The sequence below is a fragment of the Lactobacillus helveticus DSM 20075 = CGMCC 1.1877 genome (assembly GCF_000160855.1).
Lineage (GTDB): Bacteria > Bacillota > Bacilli > Lactobacillales > Lactobacillaceae > Lactobacillus > Lactobacillus helveticus.
Window position 1 is genome coordinate 665098 of the sequence record NZ_GG700752.1, and the last position, 17792, is coordinate 682889.

Below are 17792 nucleotides of genomic sequence, written 5' to 3' on the forward strand. Positions count from 1 at the left end.
TAAAAAGAAGACAAAATAAAAGAGTTTGGCTAGCAGCCAAGCTCTTTTATTGTTCATGGTAGTTATTTTGTTCAACCGGAATTTCGTTATACCGTTTTTCACCGTTAGTGAAACTGATTTGACCAGCTAAAAGATTGGTTAAATCTTTTTTTGTTTGCTCTTGATCATTCATATCTAAGAAAATATGAATTTTGATATCTACTCCATATTCGGTGTCAGCTACAAAAAACTTATTTGTCTTAAGATAATGATCGACTTCATCAAATCGGTTATAAGGTACACTGAAGATAAGTTCTTGTTGTAATACGCGTTTAACTACACCAATTTTTTCTACGGCATTGGTTACGCTGTTGGAGTATGCGCGAATCAAACCGCCTGCACCTAATTTAATACCACCAAAGTATCTAGTAACAACGACCGTGACGTTTTTTAGGTTCATTAATTGCAGAGCCTTTAATTCAGGGATGCCAGCCGTACCTGAGGGCTCACCGTTATCGCTAGCCTTCACCTGGTCATCATTTAAGCCAATGGTATAAGCAAATGTGTTATGGGTCGCATCACGATTCTTTTTTGAAATTTCTTGAATAAATGCGTTTGCCTCGTCTGTAGTAGTGGTTCGTGCCATACTTGCAATAAATTTACTCTTTTTAATTATTAGTTCCGCAGAACCGTTTTCTTTAATTGTTAAAAAATTTTCTTCTTTTGACAAAAAAATCGCCTCTTTTTGCGTAATAGATAATAGAGGTGAAAAATATGGAAGATTTAACTCTATTATCAGGTCGTCAATGGATTGCTAATCAAGAGGATTCTAGCATACTTGAGGATTGTAGCAAAGTTCCAGTAATTGAAAATCATGTTTGCAATCGCTGCGGCAGTAAAGTTGAATGCAAATTGCCTAGTGGCAAATTATATTGCCGCGCTTGTATTGGATTAGGGCGAGCAAATGAAGGGGATCTTTTGATACGCTGCCACAGAAAAGTTGCATTTCCTGAATTGTCAGATGGCGGAATGACTTGGCGAGGTCAGTTGACTCCACTGCAGCAGCAAATTTCAGATAAGTTGGTTATTAATTTTAAGCAAAAGCAAAATAGCTTAGTTCATGCGGTAACTGGAGCAGGAAAGACCGAGATGCTGTTTCAATTAATTGCAGAATGCATGAAAAAGGGGAAGCGTGCCTGTATTGCTACACCAAGAATTGATGTGGTTAATGAATTATTTCCGCGATTTGAAGTGGCTTTTGCTGAAATTGGGATTGGTAAATATCACGGTCGCGAACACCAAGAGCCTAATTTAGATCAATTAACGATTTGCACTACCCATCAGCTATTGAAATTTTATGAAGCTTTCGATTTGCTAGTAATCGATGAAGTGGACTCCTTCCCATATGTCGGCAACGAACAATTGCATTTTGCGGCTAAAAATGCTGTAAAAAAAGATGGTGTTCGTGTCTATTTAACGGCAACACCGACAGATGATTTATTGGCAGAAGTTAAACAAGGGAAAATCCAGATTCTAAAACTTAATCGACGTTTTCATGGTGGTCTTTTACCGGTGCCACGGGAAAAACTATTTATTAAGCCCTTCTTAAATAGGCAGGGACAAATTCATGTCAATTTGCTTTCTGAAATAATAAAAGTCGTTAAAAGCGAGCATCCCTTGTTAATTTTTATACCTCGAATTGAACAGATCCAAGTTTATCTAGCAGCTTTAAGAAAGAAGCTGGCAAATGATAATGTAAAGATTGCAGGCGTACATGCCCAAGATCCGCAAAGAATAGAAAAGGTGGCGGCTTTTAGACAGCGAAAGTATGACATCCTTTTAACTACTACGATTTTAGAACGTGGAGTAACTTTTAAAAACGTCTGGGTAATCATTGTTGCAGCTGATGATCCAATTTATACTGCTGACAGTTTAGTGCAGATTGCAGGACGAGTGGGTAGAGCAAAAGACGATAAGACTGGCTTAGTGCTGTATTGCTATCATCGTTATACTAAAAATATTCGCATCAGCATTAAGCAGATCAAGGAGATGAATAAATGAGACGCTGTTTATTGTGTGAGCAAGAGTTTATTCCTCCGATTCGTTTTGCTCAAATATTTTCGTTAAAAACTTTTAGACAACCCAAAATCTGCTTTCATTGTTTAAATCAATTTGAAAAACTAACAGGAAATCGTTGCTCTATTTGTTCAAAAATGATGGAACAGGGAATTATTTGTGCTGATTGTCAAAAATGGCAAAAAAAGTATCAAGGAGAAGTTTTGCATAATTTTTCCTTATATCGCTATAATTCTGCTTTCCATGATTTAATGCTGGCGTACAAGCGCAGGGGAGATTACGTTTTACGTGAAGTTCTGCAAGAATTGAGCTGGGAGTATTTGACTAAAGCAGAATTTGATTGTTACGTGCCAGTACCTACTTCACCAGAGCATCGAGCTAAGAGACAGTTTGATACAATTTTAGCTATTTATGGAGATATTGTGCCGCTCACACGGCTTTTAGCTAAAAAAGAAGGTAGTCATGCCCAAGGTGAGAAAAACAAAGAGGAAAGGCTAAAAACGCCCCAAAGCTTTTTTGTTGATAAAACTATAAAAATAAAAGAAAATATACAAATAGGGAAAGTGTTGCTATTAGATGATATTTATACTACCGGACGGACACTTTATCATGCACGAGATTGTTTGACATCAAGTTTTCCAGGGATGCATATTGAAAGCTTTTCAATTTGTCGATAGATTTATTATGGAACGCTTACATTTTTGGTATAATATATTTGTAAAAAAAACGCTTTGTGGTGAAAGGAGAATCTTATATGTTAAAGTATAATGTTCGTGGAGAAAATATTGAAGTAACTGATGCTTTAAGAAGTTATGTAGAAAAACGGTTAAATAAATTAGAAAAATATTTTGAATTAAATCAAGACGTGATTGCACACGTAAACTTGAGAGTATACCGTGACCACTCTGCTAAAGTAGAAGTTACTATTCCTTTACCATACTTAGTTTTGAGAGCAGAAGAGACCACGGACGATATGTATCGTAGCATTGACTTCGTTTCCGAGAAACTTGAACGTCAAATTAGAAAGTACAAGACTCGTGTAAACAGAAAGAGTCGTGAAAAGGGATTACAAGATTTCTTTGTGGAACAACCCGAAGAAGAAGAAAAGAAGCCTAGCGAGTTTGATATCGTTCGTAACAAGCGAGTAAGCTTAAAACCAATGGATCCAGAAGAAGCAATTTTGCAAATGGATATGATGGAACATGATTTCTTTGTATTTGAAGATGCTGAAACCAATGGTATTAGTGTTGTTTACCGCAGAAACGATGGTCGTTACGGTTTAATTGAAACTAATGAATAATTAAGGTAAAATATTTATCAGTACGAAACCTCGCGTTTAATTTATGCGAGGTTTTTATTTAGAATGTTTTTAATTTATAAATAATCATGTTAAAATTAGTCTGTATTTTTAGACTTTACGATATATAAGGATCGATTTCATGCTAAATATTTTAAAGAAATTATATAACGACGATAAAAGAGAACTTAAGAAATTCGAAAAATATGCCAACAAAGTAGAAGGCTATGCTGATGAAATGAGCAAGCTTACCGATGAACAATTGCAAGCTAAGACTCCAGAGTTTCGTGAACGGATCAAGAAGGGGGAAAGCTTAGATGATCTTTTGCCAGAAGCATTTGCTGTAGCACGTGAAGGTGCTAAGCGTGTTCTTGGTCTTTACCCATTCCACGTTCAAATTTTAGGTGGTATCGCACTTCACTTCGGTAACATTGCCGAAATGATGACGGGTGAAGGTAAGACTTTGACAGCTACTATGCCTGTTTATTTGAATGCCCTTGAGGGGAAAGGCGTTCACGTTGTTACTGTTAACGAATATCTTTCTAGTCGTGACGAAGAAGAAATGGGTCAACTCTATAAGTGGCTTGGTTTGACTGTAGGCTTGAACTTGAATTCAATGTCCCCAGATGAAAAGCGCGAAGCTTATAATTGTGATGTTACTTACTCAACTAACTCAGAATTAGGCTTTGACTATTTGCGTGACAACATGGTTGTTTATAAAGAACAAATGGTTCAACGTCCGCTTAATTACGCTATCATCGACGAAGTTGACTCAATTTTGATTGATGAAGCTAGAACGCCATTGATTATTTCTGGTGAAGCTGAACAAGCAAACAGTGACTACATTCGTGCAGACCGCTTTGTTAAGACTTTATCAGAAGATAAAAGCGATGACGATGTGGATGATGACGAAGATTATGGCGATTACAAGATCGATTGGCCAACTAAGACTATTTCTCTTACCAGAACTGGTATTGAGAAGGCATGTAAACACTTTGGTTTAAGAAACTTATATGATGTTGAAAACCAAAAGCTGGTTCACCATATCGATCAAGCTCTTCGTGCTAACTACATCATGCTTAAGGACATTGACTACGTTGTTCAAGATGGTGAAGTTTTGATCGTTGACTCATTCACTGGTCGTGTAATGGAAGGACGTCGTTATTCAGACGGATTGCACCAAGCCATTGAAGCTAAGGAAGGCGTTAAGATTCAAGAAGAATCTAAGACTCAAGCTACAATTACTTACCAGAATTTTTTCAGAATGTACAAGAAGCTATCTGGTATGACTGGTACTGCTAAGACTGAAGAAGAAGAATTCCGTGAAATCTACAACATGCAGGTAATCACAATTCCAACTAACCGTCCAATTGCCAGAAAAGATATGCCTGATATTTTGTACCCAACTTTGGATTCAAAATTCCATGCTGTAGTTGAAGAAATTAAGAAGCGCCATGCTAATGGTCAACCTGTTTTGGTTGGTACTGTTGCCATTGAAAGTTCAGAAAGACTTAGCCACTTGCTTGATGAAGCAGGAATTCCACATGCTGTTTTGAACGCTAAGAATCACGCTAAGGAAGCTCAAATCATTATGAATGCCGGTCAACGTGGAGCTGTTACTATTGCTACTAACATGGCTGGTCGTGGTACTGATATTAAGCTTGGGCCTGGTGTGAAAGAACTTGGTGGTTTAGCCGTAATTGGTACTGAACGACATGAATCACGTCGTATTGATAACCAGCTTCGTGGTCGTTCTGGTCGTCAGGGTGACCCTGGTTATACTCGTTTCTATTTGTCACTTGAAGATGACTTGATGAAGCGTTTCGGTGGAGATCGTGTTAAGGACTTCTTAGATCGTTTATCAGATAATGATGATGATAAAGTGATTGAAAGTCGTTTGATTACCCGTCAAGTGGAATCAGCTCAAAAACGTGTTGAAGGTAACAACTACGATATTCGTAAACAGACTTTGCAATACGATGATGTTATGCGTATTCAACGTGAAATTATTTACGGTGAAAGAATGCAAGTAATTGATGCTGACAAGTCATTGAAGAATGTTTTGATTCCAATGATTCACCGTACAATTGATAGTCAAGTTGATATGTTTACTCAAGGCGATAGAAGTGAATGGCGTCTTGATTCATTGCGCGACTTTATTTCTTCAAGTTTGACTTCTGAACAAGTTACAGACTCAATTGATTTTAAGACTATCAGTGTTGAAGACTTAAAGAAAAAGTTATACGACATTGTAGAAAAGAACTTCGAAGATAAAGAAAAAGCATTGGGCGATCCTAGTCAAATGCTTGAATTCGAAAAGGTTGTTATCTTGCGTGTTGTTGATGATCGCTGGACTGATCATATTGATGCAATGGATCAATTGCGTCAATCAATTGGTCTTCGTGGTTATGGACAGCTTAATCCGCTTGTTGAATATCAAGATTCTGGTTACAGAATGTTTGAAGAAATGATTTCAAATATTGAATTTGATGTAACTCGTTTGTTCATGAAGGCTGAAATTAGACAAAATATTAGTCGTTAATATATTAGTCGTTAATAAAGAAAGAAGGGGAGTTAACAGCTTTCCTTTTTTTGCAATTTTAGTAAAAGGAATTTGGTGTATTATGGAAATTAGTGAAATTCAAAGTGTGCTAGACGAACTAAAGAAGCGCCTAGATCACTTTAGGGGGTCTCTTTGACCTTGATGCAATTGATGAAAGCATCGAAATAAATGAAGCAAAGATGATGCAGACTGGTTTTTGGGATGACCAAGAAGGTGCCCAAAAATTAATTAGTGATAATAATTTGTTAAAAGAGAAACGTGATTCGTTTTTAAAATTACAACAGGATTATGAAGATGAATTAACTGCTCTTGAATTGTTGCGAGCAGAACCAGATGCTGATTTGCAGCAGGAAGTTGAAACTGATTTAAAAGATCTGCAAGAAGCGTTTCATAATTATGAATTAGACTTATTGTTATCAGGTAAATACGATAGTCATAATGCATTGCTTGAAATTCACCCAGGTGCTGGTGGTACTGAAGCCATGGATTGGGGGCAAATGCTTTTTCGGATGTATCAAAGATACTGTGATGCAGCAGGTTTCAAATTTGAGATTAATGATTATGAACCTGGTGAAGAAGCTGGCCTTAAGAGCGTAAGCGTTAGAATCAGTGGAAATAATGCTTATGGGATGCTTAAATCAGAAAATGGTGTCCATCGTTTGGTTATAATATCACCTTTTGATGCTGCTAAAAGACGACACACTTCGTTTGCTTCGGTAGAAGTAATTCCCGAAATAGATGATAGTATTAAAATTGATATTGATCCTAAGGATTTGCGAATTGATGTCTATCGCTCTAGTGGTGCCGGTGGACAACACATTAACAAAACTTCTAGTGCTGTTAGAATCACTCACTTGCCTACAGGAATTGTTACTACTTCTCAAGCTCAGCGTTCACAGCTTCAAAACCGTGAAACTGCAATGAATGAATTAAGAGCTAAGCTTTTCCATTTGGAAGAAGAGAAAAAACGAAAGCAAAAGCAAGCTTTAAAAGGTGATCAAAAGGAAATCGGCTGGGGATCACAAATTAGGTCCTATGTTTTCCACCCATATAATTTAGTTAAAGATTTACGTACAGGGTATGAAACTGCAGATGTAAATGGCGTAATGGATGGAAAATTGCAACCATTTATTTATTCATATTTGCAATGGCTTCTTAGTCAAGAAAATCCGGAGTAAATGAAAGATGAGTTTTTTAGGCATTGTAACGTTAGTTTTAATAGCGTTAATTATTTTAAGTTTATTATTTGTCTTTTTTAAAGCATTTATTCTCTTGTTGCCAGTAGCTTTAATTGCAATCGCAGTTATTTGGCTAATTGGCTGGTTTACTGGAAGAAAAAATAAGAATAATATGCCAAGTAGTGGTAATTACTATGATTGGTTTAAAAATGTTAATTCTATTCAGTCACAGACTCGCGCACGAAAAAAGCTAAAAATGTGATTACAAAAAATATCGATAAATAGTTGGGAGGTAATCACTATGGCCGATGCAGTAAAATTAAGCAATTTAATTAAGGACAATAAGAGTATTCTTGAGGTATATCAAGGACATGAATATATTAAGGATGATAAAATATATGTTTCTGATATTTATCGTCCGGGATTAGAGTTAACGGGATACTTTGATTTTTATCCTGCACAACGTATTCAATTATTAGGTCGTACTGAAATTTCATATGCTGCTAGATTAGACCATGACATTAGAATGCATGTTTTCAATAAAATGGCGACTAAAGCCACACCATGCTTTTTAATATCACGTTCTTTACCTGTGCCTAAGGAATTATCAGAAGCCGCAGAAGAAGCTGATATTCCAATTTTGCGGACTGGCGAATCAACTACCTATATTTCAAGTATTTTAACTGAATATTTGCGAGCACGTTTGGCTAAAAGAACCAGTATCCATGGCGTTTTGGTTGAAATTAAGGGTATGGGTGTCTTGCTAACGGGTGCTTCTGGTGTTGGTAAATCTGAAACGGCACTAGGTTTAGTTCAAAGAGGCCACCGTTTAATAGCGGATGACCGAGTAGATGCCTTCCAAAAGGATCACAACACAGTTGTAGGTGAAGCTCCAAAGATTTTGCGTCACTTGATGGAAGTCAGAGGTATCGGGATCATTGACGTGATGAACTTATTTGGTGCTGGTGCTGTAAAGAGTAGAACTGAGATTCAATTGGTAATTAACTTGGTTAACTGGGATCCCAAGGCTAACTATGATCGTTTGGGCTTTGAAGAAAATACGCGCACGCTTTGCAACGTGCCTATTCCACAAGTTAATATTCCAGTTAAGGTTGGACGTAACATCGAAAGTATTATCGAGGTAGCTGCAATGAACTTCAGAGCTAAGCAAATGGGTTACGATGCTACACAAACTTTTGATAATAATTTAACCAGTTTAATTTCAGAACATTCAAAAGAGGATACAAATAAGGAACCACATAATGATTAATATGGTAATTAATCCGGTTGCATTTCAATTAGGAAATTTAAGCGTAAAATGGTACGGTATTATTATGGCCGTGGCAATTATACTTGCTACGTGGATGTCCATTGAGGAAGGCAAGAAAAGACAAATAATCAGTGATGATTTTATTGATTTGCTCTTATGGGCTGTGCCATTAGGCTATGTAGGTGCTAGAATATATTACGTGATTTTCGAATGGGGATACTATTCTCAGCATCCGGATCAAATTATTGCTATTTGGCATGGTGGTATCGCAATTTATGGTGGATTGATCGCAGGTCTAGTAGTACTTTTAGTTTTTTGTTACAAAAGAATGCTACCACCGTTTTTGATGTTAGATATCATTACGCCAGGTGTAATGGCCGCTCAAATCTTAGGACGCTGGGGCAACTTTGTAAATCAAGAGGCGCACGGTAGTCCAGCTACACTTCATTTTTTACAAAGTTTGCATTTACCAGAGTTTATTATTCAACAAATGAAAATAGGTGGAACATATTACCAGCCTACTTTTCTTTATGAGTCTTTTTTTAACTTGATAGGCTTAATTTTGATTCTGTCTTTGCGTCATCGAAAACACGTATTTAAGCAAGGAGAAGTTTTCATGACTTATCTTCTTTGGTATAGTGTAGTAAGATTCTTTGTTGAGGGTCTGAGAACGGATAGCCTGTATGCCTTTGGTATGATTCGAGTATCACAAGCATTAAGCTTGGTTTTGTTTATTGCGACGATTATTTTATGGATTTATCGTCGTAAAGTTGTTAAACCAAAGTGGTATTTGCAAGGTAGTGGGTTAAAATATCCATATACAAGAGATTAGTTTAGATAATAAAATTTCAATTAGAAAGTTTGAGAGAGAAAATGACAAAGATTGCAGTTTTAGGTAATGGTTCATGGGGTTCAGTTTTAGGTTCAATGTTAGCCGATAACGGTAATGACGTAACTCTTTATGGCAATATCGAAAGTGTTAACGAAGAAATTAATAAGACTCATACTAATAGTCACTACATGAAAGATTGGAAATTGAATGAAAATGCTAAGGCTACTGGAGATCTTGAAGAAGCACTTAACGGTGCAGAATTAGTTTTATTCGTTTTACCAACTAAGGCAGTAAGAATTGTTGCTAAAAATGTACGTAAAGTACTGGACAAAACAGGTGCTAAGCCACTTTTAGTTACTGCAACTAAGGGTATTGAACCAGGTACTAAGAAGCTAATTTCAGAAATCTTAACTGAAGAAGTTTATCCAAATGACGAAGATAAGATTGTAGCTATTTCTGGTCCAAGTCATGCTGAAAATGTTGCTCAAAAGGACTTAACTGCTATTGCATGTGCTTCAACTGATGAAGAAAATGCTAAAAAAGTTCAAAAGATTTTCTCAAACGACTACGTTCGTTTTTACACCAACGATGATTTAGTTGGTGTAGAAGTTGGTGGTGCCGTTAAGAACGTTATTGCCATTGCTGCCGGTATTTTAGTAGGACAAGGCTATGGCGATGATGCTAAAGCCGCACTTATGACTAGAGGTTTGGCTGAAATTACTCGTTTAGGCGTTAACTACTTTGGTGCTAAGCCAATGACATTCAGTGGTTTATCAGGTATTGGTGACTTAATTGTTACTTGTACCTCAGTTAACTCACGTAACTGGCGTGCTGGTAAACAAATTGGTGAAGGCAAGAGCTTAGATTACGTTCTTAAAAACATGGGTCAAGTAGTTGAAGGTGCAACTACTGTGAAGGCTGTTCACGAACTTAGTGAAGAAAAGAACATCGATATGCCAATTTGTGATGCTATTTACCGTGTTCTCTATGAAAATACTGATGTAGCTGAAGAAATTAAGCAAATGATGGGTAGAGATCCTAAGCCAGAAATCCGTCTTTAATATTTAGTAATAATAGACTGAAGATATTGTTCATTTGAACAATGTCTTTTTTGTTTGCTTTGGTATCGTTCATTAAGATTTGACAAGGATAAATTAACTATCAAAAAAGTGTTATTTATATAAGAAAAAACTTATAATAAAAATATATTCGATTATAGAAAACGCATTCATTAAAAAGAAAGTAGGTATTTATTGATTAATTGCCGGAGAAAACACGGGATTTTAATCCCGTGTTTTCTCCGGCCTTTTTCTTTTGTTTTTTTGCTTGGTCCCCACTTCTTTCTTAAACATATGTTTGATATAATCTTAAAAAGAAAGGAGGGAACAAATGTGGATGTTCAAAAAGGAGCTCAAATTATCGACTCTGTGATCATGCCAGGGGTGAAGATCGGAAAAAACGCTGGGATTAAACATGCGATTGTAGGTGAAAATGCTGAAATTGGTAATGGTGCCGTAGTGGAAGATAAAGATGGTCGAATAGGGATCATCAATGATTTTCAAAATTTAACGGGAATTGTCCGTTATGATGAAAATACAATCGCACTCTTTTGGTTTAATAGTACAGATCAGGATTTAATTTTGAATTTACAACAAGCTGCTTTTTATGCCATTCCTGACCTAGTAAAACAATTAATTATGAGAACAGAAAAAAACAGAGTCATTCCAGCTAAAAATGGAATATTTGAAAAAAATAACTTTTTAATAAGCAAAACGTTAAATTAATAAAGCAGAAGTTTTATAATTGTTACTAGATAATAAGAAATAGTTGAAAAGACAGCTTTAAAATCCGCTGTTGTATTTATTTTGATGAATAGAGGAAAATATGAACGCAAGAGAAAGTTTTGAAGAATGGCAAAATGCTAATAATTTACCTGATTATTTAAGAGACCAATTAGATACTTTAGGTAAAGATGAAAAATGGATTGAAGATGCCTTTGGTCAAGATATTAATTTTGGTACTGCAGGGATGAGAGGGCGTCTTGAACCTGGTACTAATAGAATCAATCTTTTTACAGTTGGCAGAGTTACTGAAGGTTTAGCACGATTGATTGATGAAAATGGTGAAGAAGCTAAAAAGCGTGGAGTAGCTATTTCATTTGACTCAAGATATCATTCAAGAGAATTTGCGGAACATGCCGCTCGTATTTTAGGTGCACATAGAATTCATGTATATTTATTTGATGATTTAAGACCAACACCTGAGCTTTCATATGCTGTTCGTCACTTGCATACTTTTGCAGGTATTAACATCACTGCTTCTCACAATGCTAAGCAATATAATGGTTACAAAGTTTATGGCGAAGATGGTGCACAAATGGCACCAGAAAACGCAGATCGTTTATTTGCTTATGCTCAAAAAGTTACTGACATTTTTGGGGTTAAGGCCGCACCTGTCCAAGAATTGCGTGCAAATGGTACTTTGCAATTAATCGGTGAAGACGTTGATGAAGATTATTTGCAAGAATTAAAGCAAGTAACTGTCGACCCAGAAATGGTTAAGGCAAATGCTGATAAGTTAAAGATTATTTATACCCCACTTCATGGTACAGGTAAGATGCTTTATGATCGTGCATTTAGACAAGGTGGATTTGATAATGTGATTCCTGTTCCTATTCAATCAATTATTGATCCAGAATTTCCAACTACAATCAAGCCTAACCCAGAATATCGTGATGTTTTTGAACCAGGCTTTAAATTAGCTGATAAAGTCAAAGCTAACGTAATTATTGCTACCGACCCAGATGCTGACAGAATGGGTGCAGCCGTAAGAAAATCTGACGGTGATTTCCAAGTTTTGACTGGTAATCAAATTGCTACGTTGATGGCTTACTACTTGCTTGTTCATATGAAGGAAAGCGGCAAGTTGACTAGTGATTATGAAATCGTTACTTCAGTTGTTTCAAGTGCTTTGCCATTCAAGATTGCAGAAGACTTTGGCATTAAGACTAAGCACGTTTTGACTGGCTTCAAGTACATTGGTGAAGAAGTTGACCGTATGAAGAAGGCTGGCGATGCCAAGTTCCTGATGGGTTTTGAAGAAAGCTATGGCTACTTGTTCAAACCATTTGCTAGAGACAAGGATGCTATGCAAGGTGCATTGATGTTTGCCGAAGTTGCTAGTTACTATGCTTCTAAGGGCATGACTGTTTTTGATGGCTTGCAAGAAATCTGGAATAAGTACGGCGTAGCTTACGAAATTACCAAGGCTATCGAAATGCCAGGTATCGGCGGTCAAAAGAAGATGGCTGAACTTATGAGTAAATTGCGTAATGAACACTTAAGTGAAATCAATGGCGTTAAAGTTAACAAGATTCAAGATTTCTTAAAGAAAGAAACTATTGAAAATTGCAATGTAACACCACTTGAAGGCTTCCCAGAATCTAACGTTTTGAAATATTTCTTAGATGATGAAACCTGGGTTGCTCTTCGTCCATCAGGTACTGAACCAGTTATTAAGGCTTATGTTGGTGTAAATAAGAAGGATATTGCAACTGCAGAAAAGGCTGCACAAGATTACCAAGCAGCTTTAGCTGAACTTCTTAAATAAAATGGGCATATTTCGTGCGAAAACACGTTCGTGGTAGTAAAATATAAATACTAATTAGAAAGTTGGACAATTTGGTCCAACTTTTTTCATGAGGAGGAAAGCATGATTACACGACAAAAAGATCGCAAATTTGAATTAGTGTCTAAGTTTAAGCCAGCAGGGGACCAAGAGCAGGCTATTGATAAATTGACGGCCGGCTTTAAAAAAGGCTATAAAGAACAAATTCTAGAGGGTGCCACTGGTACTGGGAAAACTTTTACTATGGCCAACATTATCGCTAACTTGAATAAACCTACTTTAGTAATTACGCATAACAAAACTTTAGTGGGTCAACTTTATGGTGAGTTTAAAAGCTTCTTTCCTCATAATGCTGTTGAGTATTTTGTATCTTACTACGATTACTACCAACCAGAAGCTTATGTTCCGCAATCTGATACTTATATCGAAAAGGATTCAGCTATCAATGATGAAATTGATCAGTTGCGCCACGCCACTACATCAGCTTTAATGGAGCGTAATGACGTAATTGTTGTTGCTTCTGTTTCGTCAATCTATGGTTTGGGTGATCCAAAGGAATATGCTCGCAGCGTTCTGATGATTCATGAAGGTCAAGAATATGATCGTAATGTGTTATTACGTGATTTAGTAAATTTGCAGTATGATCGTAACGACATCGATTTTCAACGAGGACGTTTCCGCGTTCGTGGGGATGTTGTAGAAATTTTTCCAGCTGGCAATTCTAATCATGCTTATCGGATTGAATTTTTCGGGGATGAAATTGATCGCATTGTTGAAATTGACTCTTTGACTGGAGAGGTAATTGGTGAAAGAGAAAGCATTTCTTTATTCCCAGCTACGCACTTTATGACTAATGATGATCAGTTGCGTCGTGCGCTTAAGGCGATTTCTAAGGAAATGAAGGTTCAGGTAAAGAAGTTTGAAGGTGAAGGCAAACTTCTAGAGGCTGAAAGAATTAAACAACGTACTACATATGATATGGAAATGATGAGTGAAGTTGGTTATACCAATGGAATTGAAAATTATTCTCGTCATATGGAAGGCAGAAAAGCTGGTGAGCCGCCTTATACCTTGCTCGATTTCTTCCCAGATGATTTCTTGACTTTAATTGATGAATCCCATGCGACTATGCCTGAAATTCGTGCAATGTACAATGGTGACCGTAATCGTAAGCAAACTTTGATTGATTATGGTTTCCGTTTGCCTTCAGCTCTTGATAACCGCCCGCTTAAGTTATCTGAATTTGAAAAGCATGTTCATCAAATACTTTATGTTTCTGCCACACCGGGTGATTATGAATTAGAGCGAACTAATCATAAAGTAGAACAGATTATTCGACCAACAGGATTGCTGGATCCAAAAATTGAGGTAAGACCAATTGAAGGGCAAATTGATGATCTAGTTGGAGAAATTAATAAACGAATAGATCGCAATGAACGGGTATTTGTTACAACTTTGACTAAAAAGATGGCAGAAGATCTGACTGATTATCTAAAAGATTTAGGTATTAAGGTGCAATATCTGCACTCTGATATTAAAACTTTAGAGCGAATGAAAATTCTTCGTGATTTACGTTTAGGTAAATTTGATGTGTTAATTGGAATCAATTTGCTGCGTGAAGGTATAGATGTGCCAGAAGTTTCACTCGTAGCTATCTTGGATGCAGATAAAGAAGGTTTCCTGCGTGCATATCGTCCATTAGTTCAAACAATGGGACGTGCGGCTCGTAATGCAAATGGTGAGGTAATCATGTATGCAGATACGATTACTGATTCTATGAGAGCTGCGATCAATGCAACTAAGAGACGGCGTAAGATCCAAGAAGAGTTTAACAAAGAACATGGAATTACACCTAAGACAATCATCAAACCTGTTCAGGATGTAATATCTATTACTAAGCCATCAAGTGGTGATAAGGATAAGAAATCTGATAGCTTTGCTGATTTGAACTTCGATGAATTAACTGCTAGTCAAAAGAAGACGATGATTAAGAATCTGCAAGAACAGATGAAAGAGGCTGCTAAGAAGCTCGACTTTGAAGAAGCGGCTAACTTGCGGGATGCTATTATCGATTTACAAAAGTCATCTAGAAAACCAAAGACAAAAAAGGGGAAAGCTTTTAATGGTAAATGATAAGATCGTTATTCGTGGTGCACGAGAACATAATTTAAAAGATATCGATGTAACTATTCCTAAAAATAAATTAGTAGTAGTTACTGGTCTATCGGGATCTGGTAAGAGTTCTTTAGCCTTTGATACCTTATATGCCGAAGGTAGAAGGCGTTATGTGCAATCACTTTCTAGTTATGCTAGACAATTCTTGGGGCAAATGGATAAGCCAGATGTTGATTCAATTGATGGATTAAATCCTGCTATTTCAATTGATCAAAAAACTACATCACATAATCCGCGTTCAACTGTAGGAACGGTAACGGAAATCAATGACTATTTGCGTCTTTTGTGGGCTCGTGTAGGTCATCCTATTTGTCCTAATGATGGAACTTTAATTGAACGACAATCAGTTGATCAAATGGTAGATCGCATCATGGCTTTACCAGAAAGAACGAAAATTCAATTATTAGCCCCCGTTATTCGAGCTAAACGTGGTGAACATAAGGATGTTTTTAAGCGAGTACAACGTGCAGGCTATGTCCGTGTTATTGTCGATGGCGAGATGCATGAAATTGGCGAAGAATTTAATTTAGCTAAAAATAAGCGTCATAACATTGATATTGTGGTAGATCGCTTGATCATGAAAGACAGCATTAAATCTCGTTTGTTTGACTCAATTGAATCAGCACTTCGTTTATCCGATGGCTACATGAATGTTGATGTCATTGGCGACGAGATGCTTAACTTTTCCGAATATTACGCTTGTCCTAAGTGTGGCTTTACAGTAGGAGAAATGGAACCAAGACTCTTCTCATTTAATGCGCCATTTGGTGCTTGTCCTGATTGTGATGGATTAGGGATGAATTTAGCAGTTGATGAAGATTTGGTTGTGCCTGATAAGAGTAAAACTTTAGCAGAAGGTGCATTAGCTCCTTGGAAGACGTCCAATTATTATACTGAAATGTTGGAGCAAGCCTGTGCAGCACTCGATATTCCAATGAATAAGCCTTTTAATAAATTGACTAAAAAGCAAAGAGAGACAATTCTTCACGGTTCAACTAAGCCGGTTAAATTCCATGTTACCGGTGATTTTGGCGTCAATGATACAACCCAGCCATTTGAAGGAGTAATGGATAATGTCGAAAGACGTTATAAGCATCCAATGTCTAAATTCATGCGTGATGTAATGGGCAAGTATATGACAGAACTGACTTGTTCAACTTGTCACGGTAAACGATTGAATGAAAAAGCTCTGGCTGTAAAAGTGATGGGTAAGGATATCGCTGAAGCTTCTGAACTTTCAATTAGTAAATCTTTGGATTTCTTTAAGAGCGTCAAATTAAGCGAACAAGAAACTGTGATTGCTAAGCCGATTTTGAAAGAAGTATGTGATCGTCTTTCATTCTTGGATAGTGTAGGATTAGATTATTTAACTCTTTCTCGTTCTGCTAATACTTTATCTGGTGGGGAAGCTCAACGTATTCGTTTGGCTACTCAAATTGGTTCTAACTTGTCAGGAGTTATGTATGTTTTAGATGAACCTTCAATTGGACTTCATCAACGTGATAATGATCGATTAATTGCTTCACTTAAGAGAATGCGGGACTTAGGCAACTCCTTGATTGTGGTTGAACATGATAATGAGACCATGCGTCAAGCCGATTATCTGATTGATATGGGACCAGGTGCCGGTGTATATGGCGGTAAGGTAATGGCTCAAGGTACGCCAGAAGAAGTAGAAAAGAATCCTAAATCATTAACTGGGCAATATTTGTCTGGTAAAAAATTTGTTCCTGTTCCATTGAAGCGGCGTAAGGGCAATGGTAAGAAGATCACTATTACTGGTGCACAAGAAAACAACTTGAAGAATATCAACGTTGATTTTCCTTTAGGAAAATTTATCGTAGTTAGTGGTGTTTCAGGTTCAGGTAAATCAACCCTGGTTAACATGATTTTGAAGCGAGTATTGGCTCAGAAATTAAATCATAATTCAACTAAGCCAGGCAAATATAAGTCGATTCGTGGGTATAAGAATATTGAAAAAATAATCGATATTGATCAAAGTCCTATTGGACGTACTCCACGCAGTAACCCAGCTACTTATACCAGTGTATTTGATGACATTCGTACGCTCTTTGCCCAAACAAATGAAGCTAAGATGAGAGGCTATACTAAAGCACGTTTTTCATTTAACGTTAAAGGCGGCCGGTGCGAAGCATGTCATGGTGACGGAATTATTAAGATCGAAATGAACTTCTTGCCAGATGTGTATGTTCCATGTGAGGTTTGTCACGGCAGCCGTTATAATTCAGAAACTTTGGAAGTAACTTATCGTGAAAAGAATATTGCTCAAGTGCTTGATATGACAATTAATGAAGCATGCAAGTTCTTTGAAAATATTCCTAAAATTGCACGTAAACTGCAAACCATTGTCGATGTAGGGTTAGGCTATGTTAAATTAGGTCAATCTGCTACAACTTTATCTGGTGGAGAAGCCCAAAGAATGAAGTTAGCGGCAGAGTTGCAAAAACTGTCAACTGGTAAGAATTTCTATATTTTGGATGAACCAACGACAGGTTTGCATACTGACGACATTAAACGTTTGCTTGAAGTTCTGCAGCGTTTAGTTGATGAAGGAAATACCGCTTTAGTAATTGAACATAATTTAGACGTGATTAAAAATGCCGATTGGATTATTGATTTAGGACCTGAAGGCGGTGAGGGTGGCGGCAATGTTGTTGCTACAGGAACGCCTGAAGAAATAGCTGAGGTAAAAGAGAGCTATACTGGTCAATATTTAAAGCCAGTTTTAAAGCGTGATACTAAATTAACTAGGGATGCAGAAAAATAAAAAGTAG

The 17792-nt window shown here is 36.9% G+C and carries 13 protein-coding genes and 1 pseudogene; 13 read left to right on the top strand and 1 reads right to left on the bottom strand.

Annotated features, from left to right (window positions below):
• Nucleotides 1–46 precede the first annotated feature (46 nt).
• On the bottom strand, nucleotides 47–709 hold the full coding sequence (locus HMPREF0518_RS03140; protein ID WP_003626011.1) for a YigZ family protein: 663 nt from the start codon (nucleotides 707–709) through the stop codon (nucleotides 47–49).
• A 44-nt stretch (nucleotides 710–753) separates the two neighbouring features.
• On the opposite strand from HMPREF0518_RS03140, the gene HMPREF0518_RS03145 reads away from it, so the two are divergent.
• The 13 genes and pseudogenes from HMPREF0518_RS03145 to uvrA all read left to right on the top strand — a co-directional run bounded on the left by HMPREF0518_RS03145 (nucleotide 754) and on the right by uvrA (nucleotide 17785).
• The gene (locus tag HMPREF0518_RS03145; protein ID WP_003626014.1) at nucleotides 754–2040 is read left to right on the top strand and encodes a helicase-related protein; all 1287 of its coding nucleotides are present in this window, start codon (nucleotides 754–756) and stop codon (nucleotides 2038–2040) included.
• Nucleotides 2037–2732, top strand: a complete 696-nt coding sequence (locus tag HMPREF0518_RS03150) for a ComFC family protein (RefSeq protein ID WP_003633427.1) — start codon at nucleotides 2037–2039, stop codon at nucleotides 2730–2732. Before HMPREF0518_RS03145 ends, HMPREF0518_RS03150 begins: the two co-directional genes overlap by 4 nt.
• A 77-nt stretch (nucleotides 2733–2809) precedes the next feature.
• Nucleotides 2810–3355 carry a ribosome hibernation-promoting factor, HPF/YfiA family gene (gene hpf / locus HMPREF0518_RS03155; protein WP_012211611.1) on the top strand — a complete coding sequence of 182 codons (546 nt, stop codon included), beginning with the start codon at nucleotides 2810–2812 and terminating at the stop codon, nucleotides 3353–3355.
• Between the two features lie 139 nt (nucleotides 3356–3494).
• On the top strand, nucleotides 3495–5894 hold the full coding sequence (secA, locus tag HMPREF0518_RS03160; RefSeq protein ID WP_003626018.1) for a preprotein translocase subunit SecA: 2400 nt from the start codon (nucleotides 3495–3497) through the stop codon (nucleotides 5892–5894).
• Nucleotides 5895–5976: 82 nt separating this feature from the next.
• Nucleotides 5977–7093 (top strand): peptide chain release factor 2 gene (prfB, locus tag HMPREF0518_RS03165; protein WP_154645738.1). Its coding sequence is split into 2 segments (ribosomal slippage): nucleotides 5977–6048 and nucleotides 6050–7093, totalling 1116 coding nucleotides; the frame shifts between segments, so codons are not numbered across the junction.
• Between the two features lie 7 nt (nucleotides 7094–7100).
• A pseudogene (locus HMPREF0518_RS03170) lies at nucleotides 7101–7378 on the top strand (hypothetical protein).
• Between the two features lie 16 nt (nucleotides 7379–7394).
• Nucleotides 7395–8363, top strand: coding sequence for an HPr(Ser) kinase/phosphatase (gene hprK, locus HMPREF0518_RS03175; protein WP_003626021.1), 969 nt, complete (start codon nucleotides 7395–7397; stop codon nucleotides 8361–8363).
• The gene (gene lgt / locus HMPREF0518_RS03180) at nucleotides 8356–9195 is read left to right on the top strand and encodes a prolipoprotein diacylglyceryl transferase (RefSeq protein WP_003626022.1); all 840 of its coding nucleotides are present in this window, start codon (nucleotides 8356–8358) and stop codon (nucleotides 9193–9195) included. Before hprK ends, lgt begins: the two co-directional genes overlap by 8 nt.
• A gap of 41 nt (nucleotides 9196–9236) precedes the next feature.
• The gene (locus HMPREF0518_RS03185) at nucleotides 9237–10256 is read left to right on the top strand and encodes an NAD(P)H-dependent glycerol-3-phosphate dehydrogenase (RefSeq protein ID WP_003626023.1); all 1020 of its coding nucleotides are present in this window, start codon (nucleotides 9237–9239) and stop codon (nucleotides 10254–10256) included.
• Nucleotides 10257–10586: 330 nt separating this feature from the next.
• Nucleotides 10587–10979, top strand: a complete 393-nt coding sequence (locus HMPREF0518_RS10920; protein ID WP_020829081.1) for a GlgC family sugar phosphate nucleotidyltransferase — start codon at nucleotides 10587–10589, stop codon at nucleotides 10977–10979.
• Between the two features lie 100 nt (nucleotides 10980–11079).
• Nucleotides 11080–12804 (top strand): phospho-sugar mutase, encoded by a 1725-nt coding sequence (locus HMPREF0518_RS03195; protein ID WP_003626025.1) that lies wholly within the window; start codon nucleotides 11080–11082, stop codon nucleotides 12802–12804.
• A gap of 102 nt (nucleotides 12805–12906) precedes the next feature.
• Nucleotides 12907–14955, top strand: a complete 2049-nt coding sequence (uvrB, locus tag HMPREF0518_RS03200; RefSeq protein ID WP_003626026.1) for an excinuclease ABC subunit UvrB — start codon at nucleotides 12907–12909, stop codon at nucleotides 14953–14955.
• A complete protein-coding gene (gene uvrA / locus HMPREF0518_RS03205; protein ID WP_020829083.1) occupies nucleotides 14945–17785 on the top strand; it encodes an excinuclease ABC subunit UvrA in 2841 nt (946 codons plus the stop codon). Before uvrB ends, uvrA begins: the two co-directional genes overlap by 11 nt.
• Nucleotides 17786–17792: the final 7 nt, after the last annotated feature.